This window comes from Bacillus sp. FSL R5-0523 (assembly GCF_037975295.1).
GTDB lineage: Bacteria > Bacillota > Bacilli > Bacillales > Bacillaceae > Bacillus > Bacillus subtilis.
The window spans coordinates 1,556,694-1,582,491 of the sequence record NZ_CP150251.1 but is presented as its reverse complement, the minus strand read 5'-3'; the positions used below and the strand labels follow the sequence as shown (position 1 = coordinate 1,582,491).

The window sequence follows — 25,798 nt, the reverse complement described above, 5'->3', positions numbered from 1 at the left end:
ATCAGCATTTTTTCTGCAATAAAAGAATAGGCAGCCCGAATCAATCGGCTGCCTCCTTTTCATCTTCTTCAGTCAAATACACGCGTATCTTTGAGCCTTCTTTTACTTTCGTTCCGGCAGCTGGCGATTGTTTAACGATTTTGCTCCCTTTCCCGGAAGCATCCACATTGAGATTCACCAATAGTGACTCAAGATCTGAGACAGACATCCCTACAACATTCGGAACTTCTATTGTTTTTGTGTCGTTCCATTGGTATTTTTTCTCGATTTGATTTTTCCGGGGCTTCACACCAAGTTCCGGCAGACTGTCTCTCATAATATTTCCGACAATAGGCGCTGCAACCGTTCCCCCAAATTGAATCGTGCCTTTCGGGTTATCCACCGCAACGTAGACGACTAGACTCGGATCATCAGCTGGCGCGAAACCGATAAATGATACAATATGGTTGTTTTCAAGGTATTTTCCATCTTTAACCTTTTGTGCAGTTCCCGTTTTTCCTCCGACACGATATCCTTCTACAAATGCATTGCGGCCGGTTCCTTCTGCGACGACGCTTTCTAGAGCATAGCGGATTTGTTTGGATGTTTCCTCAGAAATGACTTGTTTCTTTGCGATTGGTGATTGTTTTTTGACCGTTTTCTTCGTAACAGGATCGATCCATTCCTTTGCAATATAAGGTGTGTAGAGCGTTCCTCCGTTTACAGCGGCGGATACTGCTGCAACCTGCTGAATCGGCGTGACGGATACTCCCTGTCCGAAAGCCGTAGTTGCTTGCTCCACCGGGCCCACTCTCTCAAGCGGGAATAAGATGCCTGTTCCCTCGCCTTGGAGATCAATCCCCGTTTTTTGTCCAAAACCAAAGTCTTTGATATATTTGAAAAGCTTTTCCTTTCCTAAGCGCTCGCCTAATTCAACAAACCCTGGGTTGCAGGAGTTCTGCACAACTTCCAGATACGTCTGCAGCCCGTGCCCGCCTCTTTTCCAGCACCGCAGTCTCGCTCCGTCCACTTCCGCATGACCTTTATCATAAAATTGATCCCGTTTCAAATTTACTTTTTGCTCTTCAAGGGCTGCTGCAAGTGTAATAATTTTAAAGGTAGATCCCGGTTCATACGTGCTCCATACTGGCAGATTTCGATTGTAGACGGACGGATCAACAGATTGGTAATCAGCAGGGTCGAAATCAGGCCTGCTAGACATCCCCAAAATTTCTCCGTTTTTCGGATTCATGGCTACGGCAATCATGCCGTCCGGATGATATTTGGCCTCAGCGTTATCAAGCTCTCTTTCCATTATCGTCTGAACCTTTGAATCAACTGTCAGCTTCATATCAAGCCCATCCTTAGGCGGCGTATAGTCATCCGCTTCATCAGGCATCTTCTTCCCCTTGGCATCTGTATAAAACTTGACAGAACCTTTTTCCCCTTTTAAATCATCGTCGTAATAGGCTTCAAGTCCAAGGAGCCCTTGGTTGTCAATTCCTGCAAATCCAAGCACATGAGATAAAAAGCTGCCGAACGGGTAATGACGGATACTGTCCTCCGCAACATACACACCTTTTAAATCAAGCGCTTTGATTTCTTTCGCCTTCTCATTTGAAATTTTTCTCCCTTCAGGAGTGATCTTTTCGATTGACGCTTTTTTTGTCACATGTTTATATACTTTTTCTTCTGACATATTGAGCACCGCCGCAAGCTGCTTGCTCGTTTTCATCGGATTCTGAACTTGGCGCGGCACGACGAATACGGTCGGCGCACTTTTGTTTGTTGCGAGCTTCACACCATTCCGATCCAGTATCTCGCCTCTCTCCGGCTCAAACGGCAAGTTCCGGCTCCAGGAATCTTTCGCCAGCGAAGTCAGTTTTTCGCCCATCACAAACTGAACATACCCCAGCCTTGTATCAATGATCAGAAACACGATCACGCCAAAAAGCAAAACAAATAATAAACGTTTTCTAACCGTTACATTCGAGACGCGCAAGAGACCGTTCACTCCTTATTTAGGCTTGTTTCATTTTATGCCTGAAATTGGACAGGTAGAACGATGCTCCTCTGAAGGCATAAAAAAAGAAAGCCTGCATAACGCAGGCTTTCTTTTTAATCAGGATTTTTAAACTTAACCTTGATTACGGTTTTGTCTTTGATTTCTTTGTCTTTCTTAACACTTTGGCTGACAGCGTAGCCTTGCCCGTTTACTTCAATATGAATTCCCGCGAGCTCACCGTACTGAAGAACCTCTCTTCTCGACCAGCCTGTCATATCAGGCATTTTGATTTTGCCGCCCGTTTTCAGGAAGACCTTTTGATTGGTGAGAACTTCCTCATCCGCTTTCGGATACTGTTCTTTTACAGCGACATCACTGCCGATGACAATTGGTGTGAGATTCTCCTCTTTTGCTTTCTTTTGAGCAGCAGCTACCGTTTGATCTGTTAAATCAGGCATTGTCTGCGCTTTTGTTTCTTCCTTATCTGAGTCAGATTTTTCAGTTGGTTCAATGTTCAGGTAGTGCAGGCTGTTTTTCATTGTTGGGTTGAAGATTTCAGATACTGGTTCTGAACTGCTCTGTCCTGCTTTTAACTGCGGCTGCTGTACAGCAACATAAATTAAAAGCTCAGGATCATCTTTTGGTGCCATACCCATAAACGAAAAGATATAGTTATCTGTGCCGTCTAAATATCCGCCTTTACCGGCTATTTGCGCAGTACCTGTTTTCCCCGCAACATCAAAACCTTCGATTTTATAAGCTTGCCCTGTTCCGATCTTCGATGTAACGACTTCTCCCAATATATCCCGCACCTTTTTCGCAGTGCTTGCAGAAATCGGAGTTCCGGCTGATTCTGGCTTATTTTGATAGACGGTTTTATCTTTATCGGGATCAACGATATGGTCAATGACATAAGGTTTCATCATTTTGCCGTCATTCGCAATTGCCGTCGCGGCCTGAAGCTGCTGAATTGGTGTGACCGCAGACGCTTGTCCGTATGCAGTTGACGCCTTATCAAATTCATATTTAAAGTTGATTTTACTGGAGACTTCTCCTGGCAAATCAATACCTGTTTTCTGGTAAAAATTGAATTTGTGCAAATATTGATTGAGGCGGTCATATCCCAGCTTTTCTTTCGCAAGTTTCGCAAAAGCGACATTCGACGATCTTAGGACGCCGTCATGATAGGTTGTCGGACCCCAGCCAACACCGTTATTGTGGTCCCTAACAGGTGCTCCGCCAACTTCAAATGTCCCTGACTTATATTGTTCGTTCGCATTAAACACGTTTTCCTGCATCGCAGCAGCGAGTGTAAAGATCTTCATCGTGGATCCGGGTTCATACGCATATGAAATCAAATCATTATAGTAGTTTGTCACATCGCGCTTGTTCGGATCAAAGCTTGGTCGCTGTCCCATGGCAAGGACTTTGCCTGTTTTCGGATCGACGACTGCGGCCATGATTTTTTTCGGATTATACTTTTGCGCCACTTTTGTCATGCTGTCTTCCAAAAAGGTTTGAATTTTCTGGTCAATGGTTAAATATACATTGTCACCATTTTTTGGCGCTGTAATTTTATTTTTGCTGTTCGGGAGCTCCCAGCCGGATTTGTCGCTTTCATATGTCACATATCCGTCGCGCTCCTTCAAATACTTATCCAGCACTTTTTCTAATCCCATCGCGCCGGAAATTTCATTTGTTTCTTGATCAACCTCGGCATAGCCGATTAAATTGGATGCGAAAATACCATTTGGATAGTAGCGTTTTGTATCCCGCAAAAATGAAATGCCCGGGAGTTTCATTTTTTCAATTTTTTGCTTTTGTGAATACGTAATATCCCGGCCAGCTGAGCCAAACTCGACTTGTTTTGCATCTTTATTTAAGATATCAAGGATGTCGGCCTTGTCCAAGTTTATCACTTTAGACAATGCTTCCGCCGTTTTTTCTTTGTTTACAACATGCTGAGGATGCTTGACATCAGTGGTCATTTTTTTATCGAGAATCGCAATCAGTTTATACGTCGCTGTGTCCTCTGCAATGACTTTTCCTTTTCGGTCTAAAATCGAGCCGCGGCTCGCTTCGATGGTCCGTTTCTTTTCATGCTGCTCTGTCGCTTTCGTCGCAAGCACTTCGCCATTCGCTTTTCCGGTTATTTGAATATATGCCATTCTCCCCAGGATGACAAAGAAAAAGAGAGCGAAACAAATACTTAGAATCGCTGCTCCTCTATTCATAAATTTATTCTTTTTTGGCATTTGAATCATTCCTGTATGTTTTTCACTTTTTTATCTTTTAAATTCAAGCCGTTCTTTTTCGCAATGTCCATAATGCGCTGCGGTTTGCTTAAATCAGCAACGCTTTTTTCGAGGTCACCAATTTGCTTATTTTCGGATGAAATTTGCTCCTCAAGCTTTTGCACCTCAATATTGGTTTGATATGCCGCATACGCCTTCGATACGATCAAAAGCGATACGCTGAGCACCGCCGCAGCAAAGAGGACAAGAAGCACTTTTTCTCCGAGAGTAATGGAAGCCCTTTTCTTGACAATCACTTTTTTCTCAGGACTGATCGCATGCCGCTGCTGTTTCTCTGGTTGGTAAGCTAAATTGCTCATAGGCTGATGACCTCCTTTTAATTTTGCGTTCGCGTTTCGTTATTTTCTTTTTTCAGCAATCCGAAGCTTGGCAGAACGAGCCCGGTTGTTCTCTTCAAGCTCTTCTTGAGATGCCGTAATCGGTTTTCGTGTGATGAGCTTCAGCTCCGGTTCAAACTCTTCCGGTATAACAGGAAGCCCCGGAGGAAGTTCCGGAAGCGACGACTTTTCTTTAAAAGTGGTTTTGCAAATTCTGTCTTCTAGCGAGTGGAAGGTAATGACCGATACCCTGCCCCCTGGCTTCAGAACCTCAATTGCCTGCTCCAAAGCTTCTTCAAACACCCTAAGTTCATCGTTTACGGCAATTCTGATTGCCTGAAACACGCGTTTAGCGGGATGTCCGCCGCTCCTTCTCGCTGGAGCGGGAATCGCGTCTTTTATTAGATCGACCAGTTGGCCCGTAGTTTGAATAGGAGACTTCATTCTTGCCTCCTCAATTTTTCTGGCGATCTGTTTACTGAACTTCTCTTCTCCGTATTTAAAGAAAATACGGACGAGATCCTCATAGCGCCACTCATTAACGACTTCTTTCGCCGAAAGCGTAGCCGACTGGTCCATCCTCATGTCCAACGGTGCGTCATGATGGTAACTGAATCCGCGCTCCGGTGTATCCAGCTGCGGAGAGGACACCCCTAAATCAAATAAAATGCCGTCTACTTCTGTAATGCCTTGTTCATTCAAACATTCTTTTAAATACCTGAAATTGCTTTTAATCAGAATGAGCTGTCCTTTATAATCGGACAACACTTCTTTAGCATGCTGTAATGCCGTATCATCTTGGTCAAAAGCGATTAAACGCCCCTTCTCGGATAACTGCTGCAATAAGTATGTACTATGCCCAGCTCCGCCGAGTGTGCAGTCTACATATGTACCGTCTGGTTTAATATTAAGTCCGTCTACGGTTTCACGAAGAAGTACTGTCTTGTGTTGAAACATATTGTGTTGGTCCCACCTTTTATCAGGATGAATTGAAATTGTTTTTAGAGTGTTATACACGAAGAATCATTATATATCAAACCCAATCATGTTTTCAGCAATTTCAGCAAATGAATCTTCTTGCTCTTCTGTGTATTGTTCCCAAATTACTTTACTCCACAATTCAATTCGATTAGAAACCCCGATAACAACACATTCTTTTTCCAGTTTGGCGTAATTCAATAGAGATGATGCGATATTTACCCTGCCTTGCTTGTCCAGCTCGCATTCAGTCGCCCCTGAAAAGAAGAAACGGGTAAACGCGCGGGCATCTTTCTTTGTGAGAGGAAGAGCTTTTAGTTTTTCTTCAATTTGTTTCCATTCGTGCATAGGGTAGCCGAAGAGACATTGGTCAAGTCCTCTAGTCAGCACAAATTGCTCACCTAGGCCTTCTCTGAATTTAGCGGGTACGATCATGCGGCCTTTCGCATCGATGGTATGCTGATATTCACCCATAAACATGATCTCTTGCCCCACTTTCTCTCCTTAACTCACCACTATTCACCACTTCGCTCCACAACTTCATTTTACACTGTTTACCCATAAAAAAAAACCCTGAACTAGTCAGGGTTCTTTAAAACTTTATTTCAAAGTTTGACAACTTGATGTTGATTTTGAAAAGAAAATGGCAGATTCTTGAATGTCGTGAAGAATTTTGGACCGTACCTGTTCAAATAATACATGATATTCCAAATCCGTTCTTGCGGCGCAAGAAGCGGCTTAATGCTATTTTGAATTCTTTCATAATCCTTCAAGACGTAGCCTTCTTTTTCTTCAATTCGCTTCGTCACCGTGCGCTCTAAGAATTGAAGCTGATCCTGAATAAAAGCGGCATTTTTCAGGAGTAAAGGTTCCATGCTTTGATCAACCTTTAACGCCTCCTGCCTGACCGTCTTGTGAATCGCTTCAATTTGGCTTTTCGCCTGATCCATCACCGCCGTAAACTCTTCCGGAATCTGGCGCTCGAAGTATGTCTCTCTTTGATTCTCCGTACCGCGTTCAATCGCGTCTTGTAACGAGATATTCCGTTCAGCCAGTTTTTTCTCAATATGCCGCTCAAGTATCGTAATGTTCAGCCTTGGCATGACAGGAGGCATTTTGAAGCCCATCACCGCAAAAGCCTGTTTGAGCTCGCCCCAATAATTGATTTCTCCAGGCCCTGCAATAAATGCTAAAGTCGGAATGAGAAATTCCTGCATTAACGGCCTCGTTACAACATTGTTGCTGAAACGCTCTGGATGTTCTTCCATATGTGTATGAAGTTCATCCATCGTCCATCCTAGATCAAGCTCTTTGATGACAAATCGGCCGTTATCTTTTTCAATTAAAAAACGCTCTTCTTCGTATTCATAAAACAGATTCGCCTGCTCTTTTCCGGACTCGATAATCGGTTTGTAGCCTGCTTGACGCATGAAGGCCTGCTGATCTGATACAGCCCGGGCGAGTTCATCATTTTCTCGAAGAATCTTTTGGAACATGGCCGTTTCCAGCTTTTTAATCCCCGGATCTCCAGAATTTAATAAAACTAAGCCCTCTTCTTGGAACAAATCCGCGATCAGCAGTTCAAAGAAGTCAGTAAACGTAACAGATTCCCTTAAACATCGTTTCACATTGTCGAGAAGTGTATTCGTATGGTCTGTTTCTTCAAAAGCGGCAAAAACATCATCTATCCACGCGGCACACTTTTCCTGATCAAGCGATGTACTCGCTGCTGATGATTTCTTCCAATAAGACTGAGGCAGCTTTTTTTTCACAGGCCCATTCTCTTCAGATGTGTGAACAAAATTAATCTCATCCAAATCGTGGTCTTCTCCAGCCACCCAGAAGATTGGTATGACAGGCACTTGCAGTTCCTTTTCTTGTTGCTTTGCTAAAACAATGATTGAAATGATTTTATGTATGGTGTAAAGCGGTCCTGTTAAAAGTCCTGCCTGCTGTCCGCCGACTACAGCGGCACTTGACGGGTCCTTCAGCTTCTCAATAGCAAACTGCATCGCACTTGAACCGAATTTATTATGGTAAGAGGTTAAGTACGCCGCCAATTCCTCTCTTGCGAAAAACCGGGAAGATAAGTCTTCCAGTCTTTCTCGCCACATGTCCTTATGATGAATACTGTAATCAAAAAAAGAAGACATTTCTTCTTTGCCATCTATATAGTGCTGTACAAACACATTCTGATTTTTGATGGAAAGTTCAGTTAGCTGCATCTTCTAGAACTTCCTTTCTCCAATAAATAGTTAGTGATCCGAAATGAGTATAGCATGTTACCGAAAAAGCTCAAAAGACTTTGTTTGTATTTCGCTCCAATGCTTTGATGCTGCCATATAAAAACTCTAGGTGGACGGCATCAAGACCTTGAAGACTTGCTTCCTTCAATAAGTATCCGATAATGGCATCAGCTTCCGTCTGCCGGCCTCCAATGACGTCAACCAGCATTGATGAACGATTCTCTTTCGTTTGCCCACAAACGGCCTGAACCCGCTCCCAAGCCTTTTCTTCGTTTTCAAGTTTTAAAATGCGGCATGCCTCCTGAAATACCAGCTTCATAAAAGCCAGATAAGCTGGCGTTGTCAGCAGTTCTCCATTTTTTACCTGCAATAACGCAGTTAAAGGATTAACACACGCATTTACAATCAGCTTGCCCGTCAGCAGACGGTACCAATCCGTCTCATAATAAATCGGAAAATCCGAATGGTTATGCTGAAACAAGATGTTCAGCCGGTCTGGTTCAGCATCGTCGAACGCGCTCCATTTTATCGCACCTAGGCCTGTATGATCAACAGCTGTATCCGATTTTCTTACAGCTCCGTGCTCAACGATTCCAACATAAATGGAATGGCCAACGTGCCAGTCTTTTAGGTCGTGGATATGCCCCATGCCGTTTTGCAAAAATAATATATTCGTCTTCCCGATCCGTTCAAGCGACGAAAAAACAGATTGAAGCTGATGCTGCTTCACTGTCACGACAAGCAGGTCAAAGTCCGAATTGATACTCGTGTCCGCACTGCAATCAGCCCTGAATTCCTCCCCGCCTTTATAAAGCCGGATTCCTTCAGACTGAATGGCCGCAGCCTGTTCTTGCCGCCTCGTCACAACAGTCACGTCGTGATAAAGTGACAAATAATAGGCGCATAAAAGACCGACGGAGCCTCCGCCGATAATTCCAATTTTCATGATGTCACACCCAATTTAGCATTTACGTATTATCATAGCAGAAGTAAGAAGAAATTACTTCTCAAAGATCCCATGTGCTTAAAATTAAAGTTTAAATATTTGGATTTTTTAAATAAAGCGTTTACAATATATGTAGAAACAACAAAGGGGGAGATTTGTTTGACAAAGGTAGAACGTCTGCTTATCAACTATAAAACGCTGGAAGAATTCAAGAAATTCAAAGAATACGGCATTCAGGAGCTTTCAATGCTTGAAGAACTTCAGGATAATATTATTGAAAATGACAGCACCTCGCCTTTTTACGGGATTTATTTTGGCGATAAACTTGTAGCACGAATGAGTCTGTATCAAGTTAACGGCAAATCGAATCCCTATTTTGACAACCGCCAGGATTATTTGGAGCTGTGGAAGCTTGAGGTTCTTCCGGGCTACCAGAACAGGGGATACGGAAGAGCCTTGGTTGAATTTGCAAAATCATTCAAAATGCCGATCCGAACAAATCCGCGAATGAAATCAGCGGAATTTTGGAACAAAATGAACTTTAAAACTGTTAAGTATGATATGGCGCGGGACAAAGGGGAAAACCCGCTCATCTGGCATCCTGATATGGACCATGAAATGACACCGGGAGAGTCTGCATAGAAATCAAAACAACCGGCCTATTCTTACTATAGGGCCGGTTCATTTCAGGCGTTTCTTTACGTTTCTTGAGCCGCTTTTTTCATTCTTCCGTCTTCCTTCGAAACAACCATTTTTCTGGCCCGATCCATGATATCGATCAGTGCCTTGTAATCCTCTTCTGTCATCTCTAGCTGATTCCGCAATGTCTGATTTTCACTCCGCAAATCCTCAAGCTCTTTTTGCAGCGATTGGATTTGCTCCCTCAATTTTTCCCTTTCAAGCTGAAATTCTTGTGCAGACGGTGCTTCTTTGAATTGTTCGAGAAATTGAATGACATCCTGAATGGACAAATCTCGTTTTCCTTCTGACGATGCCGAGGCAGTCTGCTTCATGGAATTCGGCATATTGACCGAATGAACGCCGATTTGCTTTCTCAGTTCTTTCCTTTGCTTTTTTGCAAGCTCTATACCTGACTGGTATTGTTTTCTCACATACGAGTTCCACCTGAAACCACAGGCTGCCGCGGTTCTGGTCAGCGCCCTTCCAACCTCCTCAAAGGCTGAAAGCTGTGTTCCTCCCTCTCGAATATGACGAAGCACCACTTCTGCCAGCAGTAAATCCTCATCCTGAGTCCAAGCATCTTGTCTTGTAATGGTCAAATTCAATCTCCCTCCATGTCAGCTTATTTATCTCATACATATGCCGGTAATAGATTAGATAGACTATTTGCACTCACAAATTTTCCGCAAGCTGACAGGAAGAGAAAAAGAAAAAGCGCAGGGCTTTCACCCCGCGCTTTTCTTATTAGTTACTTTTTACATTTATGTCTTTGCCGTTGTATGATCCGCATGCTTTGCATACACGGTGAGACAACTTCATCTCTCCGCATGACGGACATTCTGTCATACCAGGTACATTAAGTTTGAAATGTGTACGGCGCAATCTTTTCTTCATTTTAGAAGTTCTTCTAAAAGGTACAGCCATTATTCCCACCTCCTTAAAGAGTTAAGATTCATCATCTTGTTTTAAGAGCTTTTCAAGGGCTGCAAGTCTCGGATCAACTTGATTCTTCTTGTCTTCTTCCGAAATGACTTGCCAATCCTTTCCTTCTTGAGGAGCAGCTCCTTTTTCTTGTTCAGATTCACAAAAGATTTGCATAGGGATTTCTAAAAGAATTTCTTCTTTCACGATCGGAGTTAAGTCGATAGTATCGTCCTCAACAATGTGAACGTCATCATCTTCTATATCATCCGTGTGATGAAATATAAACAGTTCTTTTGTTGAAATTTCAAATGGATACGGGACATCAACGAGTGTTCTTGAGCATGGCAAAATCATTTCGCCTGAAATTGTAAAATCAAACGAAACCTGTTTGGATTTGATATCCGCTCTGCCCTTCACCCGGACGGGAGAAATGCGGCGAATGTCAGAATTCAGCTTTGTCAGCTCATTTAACTCAACTGTTTCATCAAATTCAAAACTTTGTTTTGGCATTTGATGCAGCTGATAAATCGTCCATTTCATTTGTATCACCTCAGGAAAGCAACAAACATGATTATAGCTTTTAAGATTGTTTTTGTCAATATTTTTTCTTTACAGCATAATGCTGCCATTGAAGTATCGTTGACAGCGGAAAATGCTATGCATACACTTAAAACAAAAATAAGGCGTAAGAGTTTTCATTTGCAAATGTACCATACGTTTTTAAACATAGCAAGAAAGGCGGAAAAAATATGAAAGCTGTCGGATTGGTGGTTGAATATAATCCCTTTCATAACGGTCACCTTTATCATGCCCAAACAGCAAAGCGGCAAACCGGATGTGACACGGCTGTCGCGGTCATGAGCGGGCATTTTTTACAGCGCGGGGAACCCGCTGTTGTATCAAAATGGGCCCGAACAAAAATGGCCCTGCAAAGCGGAGTTGACCTCGTTATTGAGCTGCCTTATCTTTATGCCGTGCAAAAAGCAGACATTTTTGCACGCGGCAGTGTTTCCATCCTGAACGAACTTGAATGTGAGGCGCTGTTTTTCGGGAGTGAAAATGGGGATATCAAGCCTTTTTTAGAAACAGCACAGCTTATTGATGAGCATAAACATATATTGAATGACCGAATTAAAGAAGAACTTAAAAAGGGGGCCAGTTACCCAGCAGCGGCGGCTAGCGCCTTCAGCTCCATTTTGCATTCTGAAAGTGCACTTGACTTGTCAAAACCAAATAACATTTTGGGATACCAGTATGTGACCTCGATTCTAACCGGGGGATATCCTATGAAACCTTATACTACGGCACGGATCTCTTCGGACTATCATGATGCCGATCTCCCTGAAGGCGAAAACCATATCGCAAGCGCTACAAGCATCAGAAAAGCAATTACTGGCCAGAATCTCGAAGCCTGCCTTCGTTTTCTCCCTGCTGCATCTGCACGTGAATTAGCAGCTTACCGCAAATCTTTCGGATTGTGGCATACACCTGAGAGCTACTTTTCTTACTTAAAATACAGCCTTTCAACTGTAACAGCACAGGAATTACAGCAAGTATACGAGGTGGAGGAAGGTTTAGAGCACAGAATTCTTCGTTCGATCAGAAAATCCCGCTCCTATCAGGAATTTATGGAGCTGCTGAAAACAAAGCGCTATACGTGGACAAGGCTCCAGCGGATGAATACGCACATTTTAACCAGAACAAAAAAACAGGATATGCAAAAGCTGCTTGACGATGATAAGGTGCCGTATATCAGGCTTCTCGGCATGACGAAAAAAGGACAGGCTTATTTATCCGAAAAGAAAAAAGCACTGTCTGTTCCGCTTGTCAGCAAACTGTCCTCTTTCTCCCATCCAGCTCTCGATCTGGACGTAAAAGCAAGCAGGATTTACAGCCTGCCGATAGAAGAGCCGCTGAGAACTGAGTTTGACCTGCAGGAATACGGACATGCACCGATTCGATATGACGAAGCTGAACAACACTTTTTAAATGTATAGAAAAAGCACCTGAGAATCAGGTGCTTTTCGCTTTCAGCTTATTCAAATAATCAATCGCATCCTGCATGGTATCTACAGGCACAATCTTCATATCTGAATCAATATCTTTTGCTGTTTTTACTGCGTTCTTATAATCGGAATTGCTGGCGCCGTTTTGATTTGGCGCGAAGAAAATGTCTTTTCCGGCTTTGTCTGCGGCGACGACTTTTTGATCAATGCCGCCGATCGGGCCTACTTTTCCGTCAACATCAATCGTACCTGTTCCGGCAATATCGTAGCCTTTTGTTTCGTCTGGTTTTGTCAGCTGATTATAGATTTCAAGAGACATCATTAACCCTGCTGACGGGCCGCCAATATTTTCGATTTCAAAATCAATATCAGGCTCTACCTTCACGTTTCTGTCTGTATAAAGCGAAACTCCGATTCCTGCCCGATCCGGCTCATCAGGAAATTGTTTTAACGTAAGGGTGACACGCTTTTCTTTTTCTTCTCTTTCGATCTTTAACGTGACTTTATCTCCCGCTTTTTTGCTGCTGATATAATCAATCAGCTTTTCAGCAGACTGATAGTTTTTGCCGTCTGCGCTGATGATTTTATCACCGACTTCTATTTTCCCTTTTGCCGGCATGTTTTCTACAACTGAGCTTGCGTATATGCCGTTAAAGGAATAGCTGACTTTTTTCCCTGCCTTTTGATAGGCGGCTATAACCGCATTTTCTTGCGAGCTTTTCATCATTTGGAGCTGTCTTTTCATATACTCCTTATCTGACTCGCCTTCCTCCTTAATGCTCTCATCAGGAACAATTTCATAATAAGGGTGCATCTTTGCCCACACATATGTAAACGGATTAGCCGGTCCCACTTTGACAGTCATTAAGGACAGGCTTCCTTTTTCCGGGTAGCCTCCCTCCACTTTTATCAATGAAGCAAGCTTTGTCGCTTCTCCCGGTTTTGTAATATAGTATGGAAGTTTTATAAATGATAAAACGGCGATCAGTATGAGGATGACGAGCATCCAGCTAAAATGTTTTTTACGTAGCAAATTATGAGCCCTCCCAATTCTCTATTTCTTTTCTTATCTTGCTGATCATTCGGTTTGTCGCCTCTTCGCCTGCCGATATCATTTCTTCAATATTGGCAAACGAGCTTGAGCTGTATGTTTCAAGGGAAGGGCGAATCATGATATCTGCGGCAATTGTTTGATGCCGCACTAATTCATTTTGCAGTATATCCATACTTTGCATAATCACATCAAAAATATGCACTGCTGTTTCAGTTTTTCGAACCCTGGAAACATCCGAAGCGATGATAATATCAGCTCCCATGTCTTTCACAACAGAAACCGGAATTCGATCGACGACCGCGCCGTCTACAAGAAGGCGTCCGTCCAGCCGCTGCGGAATAAAGATACCCGGGATGCTGATGCTGGCCCTCACTGCATCTGACACTGATCCTTTTCGGAACACAATCTTTTCTCCCGTCTGTAGATCACACGCAACAATGCCCAGCGGGATTTGGAGCTCTTCAATCGGTTTTCCGAATGTATAAGCATGCACAAGCTGTCTGACGCGGTCACCTTTTAAAAAACCGAGTTTCGGAACCGTATAATCAGCATAAAGCCTTCGTTTAAAGGCTTTGGCTACTTTTTTCATCGTTGCCACGTCATGTCCGGCGGCATAAAAACTGCCCACCAAAGCGCCCATGCTGCTTCCTGCAATCATATCCACTTCAATTTGGTGCTTATGTAAACTGGAAAGCACACCGAGATGAGCGAGCCCTCTGGCCCCTCCCGATCCTAACGCTAACCCGATTTTAGGTTTGGCCAAAGCGTTAACCTCCTGCCTGAATTCCCTGTATACCGAATTCTATGGTCTAAACTGAACCCCTATGCTCGTATATTAGTACAAAGAATCAAGAGGACAGGTACTGCTTGGCCGTTTTACATCATACATTATTTTATCATGATATACATGTCATTGGGCATTTTTAGCATCGGGGAGGTAAGAATGAACTTGTCGAAGATTAATACACTTTTGATTGCCTCGTTTTTTCTTTTTTTAACAGCGACTGTCATCTCACATCCACAGGCCTCATTCGAAGCCTCTAAAACCGGGCTGTCTATGTGGTGGGAGGTTGTGTTTCCGTCATTGCTGCCATTTTTTATTCTGTCCGAACTCTTAATCGGCTTTGGCATTGTGCGATTTGTCGGTGTTTTGCTTGAGCCTTTTATGCGGCCGATCTTTCGCGTGCCGGGTGTCGGCGGCTTCGTTCTTGCTATGGGAATGGCATCAGGAAACCCAGCGGGCGCAAAACTCACTGCCCGTCTGCGGCAGGAAAATCAGATTTCAAGAGTAGAGGCAGAACGGCTCGCGTCGTTTACCAATTCTTCAAACCCGCTCTTTATTTTCGGCGCTGTTGCCGTCGGTTTCTTTCAAAACGCGTCACTAGGCATTTTATTAGCTTCTGCACACTATTTGGGGAATCTGGCTGTCGGTTTAACAATGCGTTCCTATGGCCGCAAGGAAGAGCAGCACCTCAGAAGAAAGAAAACGATACCTTTCCCTTCAGTCAAAGATGCTTTACACGCTCTTCATACCGCCAGACTTGCAGAAAAACGGCCCTTGGGTAAAATTTTAGGCGACGCCGTGACGTCTTCTGTTCAAACGCTTCTTATGGTAGGCGGCTTTATTATTTTATTTTCTGTCTTCAATCGGCTGTTGTCAGTGGTCCAGCTGACTGATGTTTTGTCTGTTTTCACAAAAGGAGCACTGACTTTGTTTCAGCTTCCGACTCAATTGGACATTCCGCTTTTATCAGGGATGTTTGAAATTACATTAGGCAGCAAGCTTGTCAGCGAGACAGATGTTTCTCTTCTGCAAAAAGCCATTATCGTCAGCTTTATTCTCGGGTTTAGCGGCTTTTCCGTACAAGCTCAGGTGGCAGGTATTTTATCGGAAACCGACATTCGATTTAAACCATTCTTTATCGCACGTTTGCTGCAGGGCGTTTATGCCGCTGTCTTCGTCATGCTTTTATGGAAACCACTTTACACGGCATGGGATGATTCATATCAATATGTATTTAAATCTCTTAACAGCAGTGAAATGCCAACCGCCTTCATAAACGGCTGGAATCTGCTTGTGCAGATCGGACCTGCTGTCACACTATGCGCGCTGTTTACGTACATTATTATTTTTTCTTACAGACTGACAAACGGAACAAAAAAAGGATGAGTGAAAACCTCATCCTTGTCTGAATTTTTGCTGAAGCGCCAGCTCTACTTCCGGCGGTACAAACTCTGATACCGAGCCGTTGTATCTCGCCACTTCTTTAACGATACTTGAACTTAGAAACGAATATTGATTGTTTGTCATCATAAAAAACGTCTCAATGGATTCATCAAGCACACGGTTTACTGATGTCCCCTGCATCTCGTATTCAAAATCAGATACAGCTCTCAAGCCTCTTAAAATCGCTTTCGCATTTTTTCTTTTTGCATAATCAATTAACAGGCCTTGCGATGTTTCAACTGTTATGTTCGGAATGTCTTTTGTCACTTCTCTCAGAAGCTCACACCGTTCTTCCACACTGAACAAAGGCTTTTTTGAAGAATTATTCAGCACACATACATACACTTGTTCAAAAATATGCGCCCCGCGTTTGATGATGTCCAAATGCCCGTAGGTCACCGGATCAAAACTGCCGGGACAGACAGCTATACTCGCCACCTCACTACCCCCTCTTTTTATAAATCGCCACACCTGTTAACCCATAGGTTTCTTTTCTTGTCATCACAAGATCTCCTACGGTTTCGGGAAGCTCGACCTCTCTGTCATGCTCAGCGACGATAAAGCCGTCTTCTTCCAGCATTTGATATTCGTCAATCATCGTTAAAAGCACGTTCAGCTTTTGTTCCTTATACGGCGGATCGAGAAAAATTCCGCGAAAGCCGGTTTCTCTTTTAGCAGCAGCGTGCAAAGCACGTTCCGCATCATTGCGGTATACCTGTGCTTGTTTTGTAAGCTCCAGCGTTTTCAAATTAGATTTTACCGTTTGAATCGCTTTAAAATCACGGTCAACGAATATACAATGCTCAAACCCGCGTGAAAGCGCTTCGATTCCAAGACCTCCGCTCCCTGCGAATAAGTCAAGTCCCCTGCCCCCGTCAAAATAAGGGCCGATCATATTGAAAATGGATTCCTTCACTTTGTCGGTTGTCGGTCTTGTTGATGTTCCGGGTACAGCCTTTAGTGAACGGCCTTTTTTTGATCCAGAAATTACTCTCATGTTCCACACCACTTTTTCTAAAAGCTATTTTGTTTCTTTATTCGGCCGGACGCCGCTATGTACATAGAAAAAAATCAATCCTATCTTAACATAAAGCATTCTTCCAAACAATGAACGCTAATCTTGATAAACAGGTGTATAGGCAGCATGATCCTTGTCCATACTATAAGCAACAGCATCTAGAGGATGTTGTTGCCAACCGCGGAGAAGACTTACGTTTCCCCATAAGTTCTTCCTCCGGTTTCTCCTCTCCCTTTGCCTTCTCCTTAACATATTAAGGAATAGAAGGACCCCGCAGATGCCTGCGGGGATTTTTTTATAGCTATATGCCGATTTTATAATCGTATTCTTTTGCCTTATCAAGCTTTGACTCGAATTCCAATTTTAAAAACGGTTTATAAGAAGGCTCCACTTTTTTCACAAATGAGTAAGACGCAATCTTGTCCATTGTTTTTTCAATTTGGTTCATATCACAGTATAGTACGACATATTTTAATCGTTTTGATACATAGTGCACATTCCCGAACTTCCTCAGCATTTTGCTCTGCTTTAGGGAGTGCAGATACACAACCATGCCCTGGCGCCTATTCTCCAATACAATCACCTGCCTGTTTTCTCTTATATGTAAAAGACGAGACGGCCAGTCTCGTCAGGACACTTTACATCCGCAGCTTCCGCCTGAACCGCAGCCGCCTCCGCATGAAGACAAACCGTCAAAATAAGGGTTCCCAGTCGGAACTTTCACATGCTCCGAAACAGCTGTCCCAATCTCAACGCTGACCTCATCAAGAATGGACTGGAGCTCATTTTCAGCTCTCTTGAAGTCAGCCACCTTGTCGTTCAGGTCCAGCTCACGTTTGATCTCCCTCATTTTCCGGGATATTTCTCTATAGTCAGGATGATATTTGCCAAAACGCTGTACATCCTCATACTGCTCTTTTATTTTGATAAAAGAACGAATAATCCGACCTGCCTCTTCATCTTCCTGGAGACGCTTGTAACAATTGCGGTAGTTCTCAGCCGTCTCCGACTGCAGAATCATCTCGGCAAGCTGCTGAGCTTCACTTTGAAGCCGCACGGATTCCATCGTCGCATACATAACATGCACCTCCAGTTGTTAGTTTACCATGAAACCAGCCAATTGGAAAATGCTTAACCGCAGCCGCCAACAAAACCTTATGACCGCATGAAAAAAGACCCTTTTTCAGGGTCTTTTAATCTTTTGTCCGCATCGCTTGAAACATTTGCATCATCATTTGCGCCATTTGAATCCCGTTCGTAAACTGATTCACCCGATGCGGAATGGTTTTTTCATAAAAATTCATCATTTCAAGCTGAAAGGAGGACAGATCATCCGGTTTTCTTGAAAGCCTGCGGTACCATATCGGCTGTTCTCTGATGAATCGTTTCCGTTCTTCGTTTGCTAAAATATATTCCTGAACCTCTTTGCGCATATGAGCTCCCCTTTTTTAATCCTTTCGAAAAGAAAAAGGATGCTGTCCAGAACCTGGCTGAGAATGCTTCTGTCCGCTTCCGGAAAATGTATTAAGAAGGCTTTGCAACGATGAGATCGACTGGCTCATTTTATTGATTTGTTCGTTCATTTGATTGACATCCATCTTTTTCACCGCTGTCACCATTTTCGAGACAAAATCATTTTTTTGCGGTGTTTCAGGCACAGCTTCAGCAGCTGCTTCCGGTTCCCGATACGGATCCCAAATCGGGTCGCTCTCCCCGAAGAGGACCCAATTTTCATATACGTCCTGCCAGCTTCTTTGTTCTTTGCGCACTTCTTTTATCAGCTTGGGATGCTTTTTGACGAATTGTTTAAAGTCATTGATTGAATGATTGGCATGTTGATTCGCCACAATCCTCACCCCCTCCGAAAATCGTTACCTACTACAATGTATCGTTTTGTCGGGCATTGTGTTCGCCTATATTCATTCCCAAATGAATTTTAACCGATATCCCTATACACTGGTGAAAAAGCCTGACTGAAGGAATTGGAAACGGCCTTATCTGTAAGCTATCAGCACATTCATTCAGACCAGTTTGTATGGAAATAGAAAAAGCCGGGACCATTCGTCCGCGGCTTTCATTACCATCGTTTAATAAAATTTTGGGTGTAATATTTTCGTTCTACTCCGACTCCAAGATGCGTATAATCTGAATTCAGAAGCGCTTTTCGATGGCCTTCGCTATTCAGCCAGCCTTCTACAGCGGCCGGACCGTCCACATAATTGTATGCGATATTTTCTCCCGCTTGCTGAAAGTCAACATGCCCTTCTTCTAAGCGGTCTTTCAGCGTGCCGTATTTTTTGGAGACATGGGAGAAATAATTATTTTCTTTCATATCCTCACTATGTCCGAAGGCCACTTCCGCCGTCGGCTGATCCCACTCAAGCTTTGCAAGCCCATGTTTAACACGTATGACATTCGTCAAATCAAGTATTTGCTTTTCGCTCGTCGTTTGGATCTTTTTCCATTTCTCATCTGAAACGGCTTTCGGTTTAATTAATTCCCCGCGGTACACTACCTCATAAGGTCTTTGCTTTACAAAGGTCTGCGCATCAAACGCCCTAATGCTGGATAGCTTCCCCTCAAATTTGTCCATATACAGCTGGACATACATCTTTCCTACCTTTACAGTCGGTCTTGTATTGATATCTTCTTCAGAAAATTCAAACCGATAGGAATTTCCTTTATACTCTACATTCACAAATGGTGCCACCTGGGTGGTCTTGAATACATCGCCAGTTGATTCTCCAATTTTGAAAGGCTTGGCGTTAATATCATTACCCGACGCGAATAATGTGACCACTTTATTGTTTAATACCCCGATTTGGATATATTGATCCTTACCTTGATTGTATACCCACCAATCGTAATCATAAGCCGAAGGGTCAATACGTTCAGGTTCCCCAAGCTTTTTCGTTACTTCATCGGCGGGCTTGCCTATGAAGGACAATAACCCTGAAGTCGGCATATGTATTCGTTTGCCGCTTTGCGCTTCCTCATTCGACACCTGAGGCTCGCTGTCATTTGATTTCTTTTCAGGAACAGATCCATATTGAATAAACAGAACATAAGTTCCGCAGATAATCAAAAGGATAACCATTGCTCTCAATATATTTTTCAATCTATCACCCCCGTGGCGATTCACAATCTCTTGTTTACATCCCATTACAATACAGCCTATTTAACATGTCAAAGATTTATGTGTTAATGAAAAAAGCCTTCTTCTCTATTATCACCTTCGGAAATATCCGATAAGGCGCTGCCGGCACGTTCATTCGTTTGCTCAGATAAAGAAAGATCACCAAGCGTGACAATTCCAGTCAGTTTTTTATTTTTTGTAACTGGTATCCTTCTGAGCTGATGCGATGCCATCAAATGAAGAACCTCATCGACTGAAGCATCTTCCTCCACACTGACAGGTTTTTCAGTCATCGCGTCAGTGATTTTTTGCGAGTTCGGTTTTTTGATGGCGATTCCTCTTAATACGAGATCGCGGTCGGTTACGATGCCGACCAATGTTTCCCCGTCCTCATCAACTACCGGAATCGCTCCTACATTTGCGTCCTTCATCTTTACTGCAGCTTCATATACATTATCTAATACCGTGCAATATTGCAAGTCGGCTGTCATCAGATCTTTTATTTTTGTCATCCGTTTAACCTCCTTTAGTCTAGTGCTATTGTCGTCAAAATTTAATTTTTGCATACTTTCAAAAGAAGAAGATTCATTGAAAGTTTAACGCTTTCATACTATGATTGTCAGGAAAGGTAATTTTTATAAGGAGGGGTCAGTGTTGAAGTTTACTGAAAGCGGACTTGAAGGGGTTAAGGCTGAGCTCAGCTGGCTAGACGACTTAATGGAAAGCAAAGGTCTTATCAGAGCGGGTCAATGGGATTACGAGAGAGTCACCTATGACAAGAAGTTTTCGACGATTGAGGGTACGTTTTACCTGCGGATACAAGGTATTGCGGCAGAAGGCGATGTCGGAAGCGGGCGCGCCGTGATTCAATTAATGTCCCCTCTCCTAGGAAAGCATTACTACCCTCATGGAGTAGAATATGGAGAAACGGAAGAGTTTCCCGTACAGGTTGTGACAAAAAGCAAGGCACTGATTCAGGACATAGCCAACATGTTAAAAACAGTTCAAATGTAACGAAAAGGTACAGCATATTTCGCTGTACCTTTTATGATATCGTCTGCTGAATATACGGCGGCTCCTCCTGCCCGTCCTTTTCCCTTTCTTTCTTCACCCATTGGAAAAAAATAATGGCCAAAAAAGTACCGTACACAATTTCCTGAATGATTTTCATCATGACTGCTCCGAGCTGCTGATCCTCTAACAAAGGCAGTGTATTCAACATCTCTGGCCCTGTTAATGGGACCTGCCCCATCATATCCGCTGGCACGCAAAGCCTCATTGCCTCAGCCCATAAAGCCGGATCTGTATAGGTGGCGTATAACGGTTCACCGCTGAACATGATCAAGGCGCAAGCAGGTGTGAGCAGCATACCGTCCGCCATAATATAACCCAGCTTCATCAAGCCGCTGAGCTGCCGTAGACGCTCAACCTTATGAACAAGCGGCCACCACATGAAGAACGCAAGCACAAAGATAAGCCAAGTGATTAATGTATGGTAAAACGGATCCGTTTTGACAGTATCAAATATAAGCGGTACATGATATAAAGAAAAAATGCCGTTAAACAAAAGCAAAGCAATTAAAGGCGTCGTAAAAAAGGAAAAAAACGGTTTGATTGAAGGCCTGAAAATGATTTTTTCCCAGAGCCATGCAGGAATTCCCGCGATTAACAGCGGCGGGACAACCAAATACAGGACGGCCATCTGCACCATATGTGCGCTGAACATAATATGTCCGAGCAGATCAACCGGGCTTCCCTCGGCTGCATATAAAAACAGCATCGCCGACAGAAAGCATACCATCTCTTTACCAGTTATTCGATTTGGCTTTGAAGACATTCGCCTGTAAAAATAGAGATAAAGCGCCGTAATGCCTAACAGGATACAAAAAAGATAAGGGCTCCACATCGCGCGAAACCCAAATATCTCCAACTGATTCATTTCTTCACCTCCGGCGGCTGTTCAAATTACCACCATATAATTGTCACAAACGCAAGCACAGTGATAAACGCGACAAACACCCCTGAATACAAAAACAGTGCCGGCGCCTCATGCCCTTTCTGATTCATATGCATGAAATAATACAGCTGAAAGATGACTTGAATTGCAGCTAGCAAAATAATGAAAGGAATCGTAAACCAGCTGCCGACACCGTCCGTGGCCACAGTCAGAAATGCAACAATCGTAAGACCGATCATTAAACCAAAAGACAGGACTTGATATTTCATCTCTCGGGCATGCTTTTTTTTCTTAAATTCAAGGTCGCTATTGATATGCCCTCTGCTTTTTTTATCGACCATGTTTATCCCACCATCCCCATTAAATATACAACGGTAAAGATGAAGACCCACACGACATCAATAAAGTGCCAATAAAGGCTGGCAACGTAAAACTTAGGCGCCGTATACAGATTCAGCCCTCTCTTGGCATTGCGGATCATAAGCGTGCTGATCCACATAAGCCCAAATGCCACGTGGGCGCCGTGTGTACCGACAAGCGTGTAAAACGCAGAACCAAGGGCAGAGCTTGTGATGGTAAAGCCAAATTCATGGGTGTAATGCTTGAACTCATAGATTTCCAGTCCTAAAAAGCCCGCCCCCAATAAAATCGTAATTCCCAGCCAAAGCTGCATCTTGCCGAAGGAAAAGTTCTTCATGTGGTACATCGCGTACACACTCGTTAAACTGCTCGTTAATAGAAGCATTGTGGCAATGAATACAAGTGTCACATCGAACATTTCCGTCGTAGGCGGATCACCGGCATTTGAATTCCGAAGCGCAAGAAACGTGGCGAAGAGAGACGCAAACAGAACAGTCTCTCCGCCAAGAAAAAGCCAAAAGCCTAAAAATTTATTTTTCCCTTCCAGTGTTACTTTTTCAGGAGAAGCTGGAAAGGTTTCTGCGGTGAATTTTTCTTGAACTTGCATTATGCCTTCACCCCTTTATCATCGTTCGGCAGTTCCTCTTTATGAATATGATAGCCGTGATCATCAATTACTGAACGAAGCAGCATCGTAATAAATGTGATGCCGAGCCCGATAAAGATCACCGGCAGGCCCCAAGCGTAATCACTTCTGTACAGCAGCCCGAACGCTGCGACAAAAAGGCCGAAGGAAATGACGAGCGGCAGGATTGAACCGTTTGGCATATGAATATCATCAACCGGTTCCGCCGGCGTCATTGATTCGTGTCCTGCCTGCTTCTCAATCCAAAACGGATCAAGTCCTCTGACAAAAGGAAGCTGTTTAAAGTTATACTCCGGCGGCGGTGAAGAAACGGTCCATTCCAGCGTACGTCCGTCATGCCATGGATCAGCACCTACATATTCACCTTTTACCGATGTCCATATGACATTGACCAGCAGAAGAATAACAGCTGCCGCCATAAAAAACGCCCCGATTGTACTGATCAAGTTGCCGGTTTCCAGACCCTGTCCTGGCAAAAACGTATAAACCCGGCGCGGCATCCCCATTAAGCCGACAAAATGCTGAATGAAAAACGTGAGGTGAAAGCCGATAAAAAACAATACAAATGAAATTTTCCCCATCGTTTCATGCAGAATTTTACCGAACATTTTCGGCCACCAGAAATGAACACCGGCTAAAAGGCCGAATACAACGCCACCAATAATGACGTAGTGGAAGTGCGCAACCACAAAATACGTATCATGAAACTGATAATCAGCCGCAGCAGCTGCCAGCATGACTCCCGTCACACCGCCGAGCACAAAGGATGGAATAAATGAGACAGCATACAGCATAGCGGTTGTATACTTCACATTTCCTCCCCAAATCGTCAACAGCCAGTTAAAAATCTTAATCCCGGTCGGAATCGCGATAGCCATTGTTGCAACCGCAAAAATCGCATTTGCAATCGGGCCGAGACCAGTCGTGAACATGTGGTGCACCCAAACCATAAAGCCCAGAAAGCCGATGAGCACGATTGCAAAAACCATTGAAGAATAGCCAAACAAACGCTTTCTGGCGAACACAGGGATGACCTCAGAAAAAATACCGAATGCAGGCAAAATTAGGATATAAACCTCCGGGTGGCCGAAGATCCAAAATAAATGTTCCCAAATGACCGTATTTCCGCCAAGCTCCGGATTAAAGAAATTGGTTCCGAACAGCCGATCCAGCATCATGAGAGCCAATCCAACCGTAAGCGGCGGAAACGCGAACAAAATCAATGCCGAGGCCACAAATGTCGTCCATGTAAACAAAGGCAGCCTCATATACGTCATGCCCGGAGCCCTCATGTTGATAATCGTGGCCAAAAAGTTAATCCCGGCTATCAGCGTCCCGAGCCCCGATATTTGGAGTCCGAGGACGAAAAAGTCTATGCCGTGCCCTTTAGAATGAAGCGAAAGTGAGGCATATGACGTCCAGCCCGCATCTGGCGCTCCGCCCAAAAACCAGCTTAGATTTAAGAAAATGCCCCCGAAAAAGAAGAGCCAAAAACCAAGCGCGTTTAAAAATGGAAACGAAACGTCCCGAGCCCCGATCTGCAAAGGCACAACCGCATTCATCAAGGCAAATAAGAGCGGCATCGCAGCCAGAAAGATCATCGTCGTTCCGTGCATAGTCATTACTTCATTGTACGCTTGAGCACTGAGAAACGCATTTTCCGGCTTTGCAAGCTGAATTCTGATAAACATCGCTTCAATTCCCCCGACAAGAAAGAAGAATCCCCCTGCTACTAAATAAAGAATCGCGATTTTTTTATGGTCCACCGTCGTCAAATAATCCCAAAGCATAGATCCGCGCGTCCGCTTTTCTGTAAGCGCATTCAACATATGTGACCTCCCCCAATATCTCCCTTTCTTCCCTACTTGCTTTCCGCTTTTAAGCCTTTTAAGTATTCATAAAGCGCATCTGTTTCGCTGTCTGAGAGCTTTGGATATGTGCCTGTCATTTTGTTCCCCGGCTTTATGCTGTCAGGGTCCTTCAGCCAAGCCTTCACATTTTCTTTGTTGGCCTCTTTCACCCCTGCCACTTTTGTCCTTTCACCGAAGGTCGCCAAGTTAGGTGCCGTTCTAGCGGCTTCTGCACGCTTATCATTCGGCTCTACCGCATGGCAGCTCAGGCAGTTTTTCTCTTTAAACAGTTCTTCACCCTGCTTAGCCAAATCGCTCTCTGCTGTAGATTTATAGTTTTTCATTTCTTTTGTCCAGCCCTGAAATTCCTTTGCAGACATCGTCTTCACCTTAAAATCCATCAGGGCATGTGAAGGGCCGCAAAGCTCTGCACACTTCCCAAAAAACATATCTCCTGCCTCTTTGCTTCGTTTTGAATCAAATGTCAGGAAGAACTTATTTTCATTATCCGTATTCGTATCAAGTTTTCCTCCAACTGAAGGAATCCAGAAGGAATGTTTTACATCAGAGGCTTTTAAATTAAAATATACACGCTGATCTGTCGGTACAATCAGCTCCTGGCTTGTGATAATGCCGTAATCAGGGTACTCAAACTCCCACCAGTATAAATTTGCCCTAACATTGACTACAAGAGCATCCTCAGCTTTGCGGCCTTTTTTATCCATTGGTGATGTGTCCGCTAGCTCCAGCGTATATAATACAACAGGAATCACAAGAATAATGAGCAGCAAAATCGGGATCACGGTCCATGTGATTTCTAAAAATTTATTCCCCTCTACCTGTTTCGGTATCGTGTTCTCACCGACCCGTGATCTTCTGAATCTCACAATCACATAAAAGAAGATAACAGATACTACTGCAACAACAACAACCATAATCAATGTGCTGAGCACTGTCAGGTCATACTGTTTATCAGCCACCTCGCCAGCAGGCTTGAGCGTGGATAAAAAAGGTTTTCCACATCCGCTTAATAGAAGCGGCACTAAGGCTAATAATAAAATAAGACGCCAATGCTTTACCATTTCACCCAACCCCTTTTCTGGTCAATACAAAGGCGGAAAGCGGATCGAAATCTATCGCCATCCAACCTATC

Annotated in this window: 30 protein-coding genes; 5 read left to right on the top strand and 25 right to left on the bottom strand. The window is 43.7% G+C overall.

Annotated elements, in window-relative coordinates; all coding sequences use genetic code 11:
• Window positions 1–40: 40 nt before the first annotated feature.
• The 7 genes from NYE53_RS08245 to NYE53_RS08215 all read right to left on the bottom strand — a co-directional run bounded on the left by NYE53_RS08245 (window position 41) and on the right by NYE53_RS08215 (window position 8,786).
• A complete protein-coding gene (locus NYE53_RS08245; protein ID WP_003245048.1) occupies window positions 41–1,981 on the bottom strand; it encodes a stage V sporulation protein D in 1,941 nt (646 codons plus the stop codon).
• 116 nt (window positions 1,982–2,097) lie between these two features.
• Window positions 2,098–4,248, bottom strand: a complete 2,151-nt coding sequence (pbpB, locus tag NYE53_RS08240; RefSeq protein WP_339248114.1) for a penicillin-binding protein 2B — start codon at window positions 4,246–4,248, stop codon at window positions 2,098–2,100.
• Window positions 4,245–4,598, bottom strand: a complete 354-nt coding sequence (gene ftsL / locus NYE53_RS08235) for a cell division protein FtsL (protein ID WP_003232200.1) — start codon at window positions 4,596–4,598, stop codon at window positions 4,245–4,247. Before ftsL ends, pbpB begins: the two co-directional genes overlap by 4 nt.
• A 39-nt stretch (window positions 4,599–4,637) precedes the next feature.
• On the bottom strand, window positions 4,638–5,573 hold the full coding sequence (rsmH, locus tag NYE53_RS08230) for a 16S rRNA (cytosine(1402)-N(4))-methyltransferase RsmH (protein ID WP_014479723.1): 936 nt from the start codon (window positions 5,571–5,573) through the stop codon (window positions 4,638–4,640).
• A 69-nt stretch (window positions 5,574–5,642) separates the two neighbouring features.
• Window positions 5,643–6,074, bottom strand: a complete 432-nt coding sequence (gene mraZ / locus NYE53_RS08225; protein WP_003221402.1) for a division/cell wall cluster transcriptional repressor MraZ — start codon at window positions 6,072–6,074, stop codon at window positions 5,643–5,645.
• A 125-nt stretch (window positions 6,075–6,199) separates the two neighbouring features.
• Entirely contained in the window at window positions 6,200–7,819 is a 1,620-nt protein-coding gene (gene bshC, locus NYE53_RS08220; RefSeq protein WP_339248111.1) for a bacillithiol biosynthesis cysteine-adding enzyme BshC, read from the bottom strand.
• Window positions 7,820–7,889: 70 nt separating this feature from the next.
• Window positions 7,890–8,786, bottom strand: coding sequence for a 2-dehydropantoate 2-reductase (locus NYE53_RS08215; protein ID WP_339248109.1), 897 nt, complete (start codon window positions 8,784–8,786; stop codon window positions 7,890–7,892).
• 159 nt (window positions 8,787–8,945) lie between these two features.
• On the opposite strand from NYE53_RS08215, the gene NYE53_RS08210 reads away from it, so the two are divergent.
• The gene (locus NYE53_RS08210) at window positions 8,946–9,428 is read left to right on the top strand and encodes an N-acetyltransferase (protein WP_014476736.1); all 483 of its coding nucleotides are present in this window, start codon (window positions 8,946–8,948) and stop codon (window positions 9,426–9,428) included.
• A 56-nt stretch (window positions 9,429–9,484) separates the two neighbouring features.
• On the opposite strand, the gene gerR is transcribed toward NYE53_RS08210, so the two are convergent.
• The 3 genes from gerR to NYE53_RS08195 all read right to left on the bottom strand — a co-directional run bounded on the left by gerR (window position 9,485) and on the right by NYE53_RS08195 (window position 10,931).
• Window positions 9,485–10,066, bottom strand: a complete 582-nt coding sequence (gene gerR, locus NYE53_RS08205; RefSeq protein WP_015715842.1) for a sporulation specific transcriptional regulator GerR — start codon at window positions 10,064–10,066, stop codon at window positions 9,485–9,487.
• Window positions 10,067–10,211: 145 nt separating this feature from the next.
• Window positions 10,212–10,391 (bottom strand): 50S ribosomal protein L32, encoded by a 180-nt coding sequence (rpmF, locus tag NYE53_RS08200; RefSeq protein ID WP_003154457.1) that lies wholly within the window; start codon window positions 10,389–10,391, stop codon window positions 10,212–10,214.
• Window positions 10,392–10,412: 21 nt separating this feature from the next.
• The gene (locus tag NYE53_RS08195) at window positions 10,413–10,931 is read right to left on the bottom strand and encodes a DUF177 domain-containing protein (protein WP_014479718.1); all 519 of its coding nucleotides are present in this window, start codon (window positions 10,929–10,931) and stop codon (window positions 10,413–10,415) included.
• A 27-nt stretch (window positions 10,932–10,958) separates the two neighbouring features.
• Here NYE53_RS08195 and NYE53_RS08190 point away from each other — a divergent pair, with 27 nt between their 5' ends.
• Window positions 10,959–11,144 (top strand): hypothetical protein, encoded by a 186-nt coding sequence (locus tag NYE53_RS08190; protein ID WP_014476732.1) that lies wholly within the window; start codon window positions 10,959–10,961, stop codon window positions 11,142–11,144.
• Window positions 11,141–12,388 (top strand): nucleotidyltransferase, encoded by a 1,248-nt coding sequence (locus tag NYE53_RS08185; RefSeq protein WP_326224035.1) that lies wholly within the window; start codon window positions 11,141–11,143, stop codon window positions 12,386–12,388. The genes NYE53_RS08190 and NYE53_RS08185 overlap by 4 nt, the downstream gene beginning before the upstream one ends.
• A gap of 16 nt (window positions 12,389–12,404) precedes the next feature.
• Here the strand turns inward: NYE53_RS08185 and ddcP are convergent, their stop codons facing one another.
• Window positions 12,405–13,430, bottom strand: a complete 1,026-nt coding sequence (gene ddcP, locus NYE53_RS08180; protein WP_326224034.1) for a protease DdcP — start codon at window positions 13,428–13,430, stop codon at window positions 12,405–12,407.
• 1 nt (window position 13,431) lies between these two features.
• On the bottom strand, window positions 13,432–14,214 hold the full coding sequence (locus NYE53_RS08175; protein ID WP_003232221.1) for a patatin family protein: 783 nt from the start codon (window positions 14,212–14,214) through the stop codon (window positions 13,432–13,434).
• A gap of 180 nt (window positions 14,215–14,394) precedes the next feature.
• Between NYE53_RS08175 and spoVV the strand changes: the two genes are divergently transcribed.
• The gene (gene spoVV / locus NYE53_RS08170) at window positions 14,395–15,621 is read left to right on the top strand and encodes a dipicolinic acid transporter SpoVV (RefSeq protein ID WP_187956126.1); all 1,227 of its coding nucleotides are present in this window, start codon (window positions 14,395–14,397) and stop codon (window positions 15,619–15,621) included.
• A gap of 9 nt (window positions 15,622–15,630) precedes the next feature.
• Here spoVV and coaD read toward each other — a convergent pair whose 3' ends face one another.
• The 8 genes from coaD to NYE53_RS08130 form a co-directional block, all read right to left on the bottom strand.
• Entirely contained in the window at window positions 15,631–16,116 is a 486-nt protein-coding gene (coaD, locus tag NYE53_RS08165; RefSeq protein ID WP_003245283.1) for a pantetheine-phosphate adenylyltransferase, read from the bottom strand.
• A gap of 4 nt (window positions 16,117–16,120) precedes the next feature.
• Window positions 16,121–16,675 (bottom strand): 16S rRNA (guanine(966)-N(2))-methyltransferase RsmD, encoded by a 555-nt coding sequence (gene rsmD, locus NYE53_RS08160; protein ID WP_339248097.1) that lies wholly within the window; start codon window positions 16,673–16,675, stop codon window positions 16,121–16,123.
• A 322-nt stretch (window positions 16,676–16,997) separates the two neighbouring features.
• Window positions 16,998–17,270 (bottom strand): YlbG family protein, encoded by a 273-nt coding sequence (locus NYE53_RS08155; protein WP_015715839.1) that lies wholly within the window; start codon window positions 17,268–17,270, stop codon window positions 16,998–17,000.
• A gap of 54 nt (window positions 17,271–17,324) precedes the next feature.
• The gene (gene ricF / locus NYE53_RS08150; RefSeq protein ID WP_003221370.1) at window positions 17,325–17,774 is read right to left on the bottom strand and encodes a regulatory iron-sulfur-containing complex subunit RicF; all 450 of its coding nucleotides are present in this window, start codon (window positions 17,772–17,774) and stop codon (window positions 17,325–17,327) included.
• A 115-nt stretch (window positions 17,775–17,889) separates the two neighbouring features.
• A complete protein-coding gene (locus NYE53_RS08145) occupies window positions 17,890–18,129 on the bottom strand; it encodes a YlbE-like family protein (protein WP_003232231.1) in 240 nt (79 codons plus the stop codon).
• Window positions 18,130–18,144: 15 nt separating this feature from the next.
• Window positions 18,145–18,543 (bottom strand): YlbD family protein, encoded by a 399-nt coding sequence (locus tag NYE53_RS08140; protein ID WP_032725642.1) that lies wholly within the window; start codon window positions 18,541–18,543, stop codon window positions 18,145–18,147.
• Between the two features lie 230 nt (window positions 18,544–18,773).
• Window positions 18,774–19,814, bottom strand: coding sequence for a CAP domain-containing protein (locus NYE53_RS08135; protein ID WP_339248095.1), 1,041 nt, complete (start codon window positions 19,812–19,814; stop codon window positions 18,774–18,776).
• A gap of 83 nt (window positions 19,815–19,897) precedes the next feature.
• A complete protein-coding gene (locus tag NYE53_RS08130; protein WP_003221362.1) occupies window positions 19,898–20,344 on the bottom strand; it encodes a CBS domain-containing protein in 447 nt (148 codons plus the stop codon).
• A gap of 139 nt (window positions 20,345–20,483) precedes the next feature.
• Between NYE53_RS08130 and NYE53_RS08125 the strand changes: the two genes are divergently transcribed.
• Window positions 20,484–20,846 carry a YugN family protein gene (locus tag NYE53_RS08125; protein ID WP_003232238.1) on the top strand — a complete coding sequence of 121 codons (363 nt, stop codon included), beginning with the start codon at window positions 20,484–20,486 and terminating at the stop codon, window positions 20,844–20,846.
• Between the two features lie 31 nt (window positions 20,847–20,877).
• Here NYE53_RS08125 and ctaG read toward each other — a convergent pair whose 3' ends face one another.
• The 5 genes from ctaG to coxB are packed head-to-tail and all read right to left on the bottom strand — an operon-like array spanning window position 20,878 to window position 25,727.
• Complete coding sequence (gene ctaG / locus NYE53_RS08120) at window positions 20,878–21,771, bottom strand: cytochrome c oxidase assembly factor CtaG (protein ID WP_339248093.1); 894 nt, start codon at window positions 21,769–21,771, stop codon at window positions 20,878–20,880.
• A 26-nt stretch (window positions 21,772–21,797) separates the two neighbouring features.
• Window positions 21,798–22,130: a cytochrome c oxidase subunit IVB gene (gene ctaF, locus NYE53_RS08115; RefSeq protein WP_003232242.1), complete on the bottom strand. Its 333-nt coding sequence runs from the start codon at window positions 22,128–22,130 to the stop codon at window positions 21,798–21,800.
• Window positions 22,131–22,132: 2 nt separating this feature from the next.
• Window positions 22,133–22,756, bottom strand: coding sequence for a cytochrome c oxidase subunit III (gene ctaE, locus NYE53_RS08110; protein ID WP_003232244.1), 624 nt, complete (start codon window positions 22,754–22,756; stop codon window positions 22,133–22,135).
• Window positions 22,756–24,624 carry a cytochrome c oxidase subunit I gene (gene ctaD, locus NYE53_RS08105; RefSeq protein ID WP_021479350.1) on the bottom strand — a complete coding sequence of 623 codons (1,869 nt, stop codon included), beginning with the start codon at window positions 24,622–24,624 and terminating at the stop codon, window positions 22,756–22,758. The genes ctaE and ctaD overlap by 1 nt, the downstream gene beginning before the upstream one ends.
• A gap of 32 nt (window positions 24,625–24,656) precedes the next feature.
• Window positions 24,657–25,727 carry a cytochrome c oxidase subunit II gene (coxB, locus tag NYE53_RS08100; RefSeq protein ID WP_014663859.1) on the bottom strand — a complete coding sequence of 357 codons (1,071 nt, stop codon included), beginning with the start codon at window positions 25,725–25,727 and terminating at the stop codon, window positions 24,657–24,659.
• Between the last annotated feature and the right edge of the window lie 71 nt (window positions 25,728–25,798).